At 59.8% G+C, this 5494-nt stretch carries 5 protein-coding genes; all 5 read left to right on the plus strand.

Annotated elements, in window-relative coordinates; all coding sequences use genetic code 11:
- Positions 1-370, plus strand: a 370-nt coding sequence (locus ACRESD_RS25205) for a diguanylate cyclase (protein WP_431753388.1), incomplete at its 5' end; no start/stop codon positions are given.
- Between the two features lie 178 nt (positions 371-548).
- A protein-coding gene (gene prfB / locus ACRESD_RS25210) for a peptide chain release factor 2 (RefSeq protein ID WP_109790603.1) occupies positions 549-1644 on the plus strand; the annotation gives its coding sequence in 2 pieces (ribosomal slippage) (positions 549-620 and positions 622-1644; 1095 coding nt in all).
- A gap of 31 nt (positions 1645-1675) precedes the next feature.
- Positions 1676-3178 carry a lysine--tRNA ligase gene (gene lysS, locus ACRESD_RS25215; protein WP_208938574.1) on the plus strand — a complete coding sequence of 501 codons (1503 nt, stop codon included), beginning with the start codon at positions 1676-1678 and terminating at the stop codon, positions 3176-3178.
- A 106-nt stretch (positions 3179-3284) separates the two neighbouring features.
- Entirely contained in the window at positions 3285-4001 is a 717-nt protein-coding gene (locus ACRESD_RS25220) for a TetR/AcrR family transcriptional regulator (protein ID WP_431753389.1), read from the plus strand.
- A gap of 76 nt (positions 4002-4077) precedes the next feature.
- Positions 4078-5355: a flavohemoglobin expression-modulating QEGLA motif protein gene (locus ACRESD_RS25225; protein WP_431753390.1), complete on the plus strand. Its 1278-nt coding sequence runs from the start codon at positions 4078-4080 to the stop codon at positions 5353-5355.
- Positions 5356-5494: the final 139 nt, after the last annotated feature.

The following is a 5494-nucleotide window of genomic DNA, read 5'->3' on the forward strand; positions in this document are numbered from 1 at the left end:
GACCTACAACGATAGCTTTGGCCACGTCGAAGGCGATGAAGCCCTGCGCAAGGTCGCTGCTGCCATCCGTGACGCCAGCAGCCGCCCTTCGGATTTGCCGGCGCGGTACGGTGGTGAAGAGTTTGCCCTGGTGTTGCCGAACACTTCGCCCGGTGGCGCCCGTCTGGTCGCCGAAAAGCTGCGCATGGCGGTGGCCGCGCTGAAAATCCCGCACATTGCACCTGCCGAAGGGGCGAGCCTGACCATCAGCATCGGGCTCTCAACCCTGACGCCGGTGCAGGGCACGGATTGTCGGCAACTGATCATGGCGGCGGACAAGGGCTTGTACACGGCCAAGCATAATGGGCGTAACCAAGTCGGTATTGAATAACCCGAGGCCTTACCCCATTCAACTGTGGGAGGGGGCAAGCCCCCTCCCACAGTTGGATCTGCATTGGCCTTGGGGATTGTGTACAAAACCCGCCTTTTCGCCAAGCGGGCTGCCGTTTCCCCCCGTTTGCCGTTATACTCGCCGGCTTTCAAAAGTTCGCCAACGAGTGCTGCCCGCCATGGAAATCAACCCGATCCTTAACACCATCAAGGACCTGTCCGAGCGCTCCGAAACTATTCGGGGGTATCTTTGACTACGATCAAAAGCATGAGCGTCTGACCGAAGTCAATCGCGAGCTTGAAGATCCGAGTGTCTGGAACAAACCTGAATATGCCCAGGAACTGGGCCGCGAGCGCGCTGCGCTGGCGCAGATCGTCGACACCCTCGACGAACTGAACACCGGTCTGGCCGATTGCCGTGACCTGCTGGACATGGCCGTCGAAGAAAACGACGAAGGCGCAGTGGGCGATGTCGTCGCCGAGCTGGCCCGTCTCGAGGAAAGCCTCGCCAAGCTTGAATTCCGCCGCATGTTCAGCCATGAAATGGACCCGAACAACGCCTACCTGGACATCCAGGCCGGTTCCGGCGGCACCGAGGCCCAGGACTGGGCCAACATCCTGCTGCGCATGTACCTGCGCTGGGCGGATAAACGCGGTTTTGACGCGACCATCATGGAGCTGTCGGCCGGTGAAGTCGCCGGGATCAAGGGCGCGACCGTGCACATCAAGGGCGAATACGCCTTTGGCTGGCTGCGTACCGAGATCGGCGTGCACCGTCTGGTGCGCAAGAGCCCGTTCGACTCCGGCAACCGTCGCCATACTTCGTTCTCCGCGGTGTTCGTCTCCCCGGAAATCGACGACAAGGTCGAGATCGAGATCAACCCGGCCGACCTGCGGATCGACACCTACCGTTCCTCCGGTGCCGGTGGTCAGCACGTAAACACCACCGACTCGGCCGTACGTATCACCCACGTACCGACCAACACTGTGGTCAGCTGCCAGAACGAACGTTCCCAGCACGCGAACAAGGACACCGCCATGAAAATGCTGCGGGCCAAGTTGTACGAGCAGGAAATGCAGAAGCGCAACGCCGCTTCCCAGGCGCTGGAAGACACCAAGTCGGATATCGGCTGGGGTCACCAGATCCGTTCTTATGTGCTCGATGCGTCGCGGATCAAGGATCTGCGCACTAACATCGAACGCAGCGACTGCGACAAGGTGCTCGACGGCGACATCGACGAATACCTGGAAGCCAGCCTGAAATCGGGCCTGTAACACCCTAATCTGTGATGGAAAATCTAAAGACATGAGCGACCAACAACTCGACCCGCAAGCCCTGCAACAGGAAGAAAACTCCCTGATCGCCCTGCGCAAGGAAAAGCTTGCTGCCGAGCGCGCCAAGGGCAATGCCTTCCCGAACGACTTCCGCCGCGACAACTACTGCGATGCCTTGCAGAAGCAGTACGCGGACAAGACCAAGGAAGAGCTGGCCGAGGCTGCAATTCCGGTCAAGGTTGCCGGTCGCATCATGCTCAACCGTGGCTCGTTCATGGTGATCCAGGACATGACCGGGCGTATCCAGGTCTACGTCAACCGCAAGACGTTGTCTGAAGAAACCCTGGCTGCGGTGAAAACCTGGGACATGGGCGACATCATCGCCGCCGAAGGCACCCTGGCCCGTTCCGGCAAGGGTGACCTGTACGTCGAAATGACCAGCGTGCGCCTGCTGACCAAATCCCTGCGCCCGCTGCCGGACAAGCACCACGGCCTGACCGATACCGAACAACGCTACCGCCAGCGCTACGTTGACCTCATCGTCAACGAAGACGTGCGCCAGACCTTCCGTGTGCGTTCGCAAGTCATCGCGCACATCCGCAGCTTCCTGATGAAGCGCGACTTCCTCGAAGTCGAAACGCCGATGCTGCAGACGATTCCTGGCGGCGCCGCAGCCAAGCCGTTCGAAACCCACCACAACGCGCTGGACATGGAAATGTTCCTGCGTATCGCGCCTGAGCTGTACCTCAAGCGCCTGGTGGTTGGCGGCTTCGAGAAAGTGTTCGAGATCAACCGCAACTTCCGTAACGAAGGCGTTTCGACTCGTCACAACCCTGAATTCACCATGTTGGAGTTCTATCAGGCCTACGCCGATTACGAAGACAACATGGACCTGACCGAAGAACTGTTCCGCGAACTGGCCCAACTGGTCCTGGGCAGCACCGACGTGCCGTACGGCGACAAGGTGTTCCACTTCGGCGAGCCGTTCGTGCGTCTCTCGGTGTTTGATTCGATCCTCAAGTACAACCCTGAGTTGACCGCTGACGACCTGAACGATATCGACAAGGCACGTGCCATCGCCAAGAAAGCCGGTGCCAAGGTGCTGGGATTCGAAGGCCTGGGCAAATTGCAGGTGATGATTTTCGAAGAACTGGTGGAGCACAAGCTGGAACAGCCGCACTTCATTACCCAGTATCCGTTCGAAGTATCGCCGCTGGCCCGTCGCAACGATGACAATCCGAACGTCACCGACCGTTTCGAACTGTTCATCGGCGGCCGCGAAATCGCCAACGCCTACTCCGAGCTTAACGACGCGGAAGACCAGGCCGAGCGCTTCATGGCTCAGGTGGCCGACAAGGACGCTGGCGACGACGAAGCCATGCACTACGACGCCGACTTCGTTCGCGCCCTGGAATACGGCATGCCGCCGACCGCTGGTGAAGGCATCGGCATCGACCGTCTGGTGATGTTGTTGACCAACTCGCCGTCGATCCGCGACGTGATCTTGTTCCCGCACATGCGGCCACAAGCGTAACCGTAGCGAAATCCGAAGCCGCCTTTTATAAGGCGGCTTTTTTATGGGGCGTATACAAGCGTCAAGCGAACAGCGCCAGGTTTTGATCTATTCAAGGATGTGTGTGGTGAACCGCGTAATGGCTCAAGAAGGCGCCGCCGGCATTGCTGCTGCCGTGGCTGAAAGTGTCCAGTACCAGGGCCGCAAGGCCAGTCGCCGGGGCAGCGAGCAACGCCGGCAAGACATTCTCGATGCGGCCATGCGCATCGTCGTACGTGACGGTGTGCGGGCTGTGCGCCATCGTGCAGTGGCGGCGGAGGCAGGCGTGCCGTTGTCGGCCACCACTTATTACTTCAAGGATATCGACGACCTGCTCACCGATACCTTTGCCCAATACGTCGAACGCAGCGCTGCGTTCATGGGCAAGCTCTGGGTGCGCAACGAGGGGCTGCTGCGCGAGATGGTCGCTTATGGCGATGGCAGCCCCGAGTCCCGTTCGCAACTGGCCGACGACATTGCGCGGTTGACCGCCGATTACGTCATGCGTCAGCTGACCAACCGCCGCGAGTACCTGATGGCCGAGCAGGCGTTTCGTCAGGAAGCCTTGCTCAATCCGCGTCTGGCCGAATTGGTGCGTTCTCACCAGCAGATCTTGTTGCAGGGTACTGGGCAGTTTTTCCAGGTATTGGGCTCCCGCGAGCCACAACAGGATGCCAAAGTGTTGACGGCGATTATCGGTCGGATGGAGTATCAGGGCCTGCTTGGCGGCCCAGCGCCGCTGACCGGTGAGGAGATGCTTGAGATCCTCAAGCGTTACATGCATTTGGTGTTGGCCTCGGTCTGACACTACGCTGCTACAGGTGAGGCTCAACCTGCGCTTGTCGCGCGCGGGCCGACAACGTTTAAAGAGGAAGCACCAGGTGGACGATTACCAGCAGACGATACGCACCTTGTCTGATCGCATTGTGCTGGCGCAAACACCGATTCGCGTCCTTGACGCCGTGAAATGGGACGAGAGCATTCGCCAGGGGTTCCTCAAGGCCAAAGGCAAGGCCATGCCCGCGGTGGATCGCGATTACTACCTCAACCGACCGCTGTCGTTCGATTCCAGTGCGGTGAAGCTGGAGTTCCAGAACATCGAGCGCGACATCACCCGTCGCCTCGGCCAGTTCAGCCCGGTGGGGCAGATCATGCGTCGCATGTGCCGCGAATACCGCATGGTGGTGCGCATGCTCGAAGCCCGTGGCACCGAGGACTTCGGCCTGATCTCCCAGGAACTGTACGGCGCTGCCTCCGATGCTTTCCACGCGGGTGACCCGACGCTGGCAGACCTTGGCTTGATGCTCTCCGACTATCTGAACAATATCGACGGCCGTGGCGACCTGAAGGACGAAGCCAAGACCCTGACGGCCAAGGATGCCGTCGCCTTGCTGCAAACCCGCCTGAACAAGGTGTTTGGCGAGGCTGAAGAAACCATCCGTGTGTTCGAGTCCGACGGTATCGTTGCCGACGCAGCGGCGGGCGCCGACTACATCAAGATCCGCGCCGATGCGATGTTCAACGAGCGTGACGTGCGCGCCCTGGAAGTGCATGAAGGCCTGGTGCACGTTGGCACTACCCTCAACGGCTTGAACCAGCCGATCTGCACCTTCCTCTCCAAGGGGCCACCGTCGTCCACCGTGACCCAGGAAGGCCTGGCGATTCTGATGGAGATCATTACGTTCGCCTCCTACCCGAGCCGCCTGCGTAAACTGACCAACCGTACCCGTGCCATCCATATGGTGGAGGAGGGCGCCGACTTTTTGCAGGTGTTCGAGTTCTTCCGTGAGCAGGGCTTTGAGATGGCAGAAAGCTACGGCAATGCCAGCCGGGTATTCCGAGGCTCGGTGCCGACCGGTCTGCCGTTTACCAAGGATCTGTCCTACCTCAAGGGTTTCATCATGGTCTACAACTACATCCAGCTCGCCGTACGCAAGGGCAAGCTGGAACAAGTGCCGCTGCTGTTCTGCGGCAAGACCACCCTGGAGGACATGCGCACCTTGCGCCAACTGGTCGACGAAGGCCTGGTGGTGCCGCCCAAATACCTGCCCGAGCAGTTTCGCGACATGAATGCACTGGCGGCGTGGATGTGCTTCTCCAACTTCCTCAACCACCTGAGCCTGGACCGGATCGAGGCGGATTACTCGAATATCCTCTAGGGGATATCACTGACTAAACCGGATAAAAAATGTGAGAGCAGGCTTGTGTGGGAGCCGGGCTTGCCCGCGATGCAGGCACCTCGGTGTGTTAGTCACACCGCGGTGATGCCATCGCAGCGGTGCGACGATTCGACAAGCC

Source organism: Pseudomonas sp., from assembly GCF_050739995.1.
In the GTDB taxonomy this organism is placed as follows: domain Bacteria; phylum Pseudomonadota; class Gammaproteobacteria; order Pseudomonadales; family Pseudomonadaceae; genus Aquipseudomonas.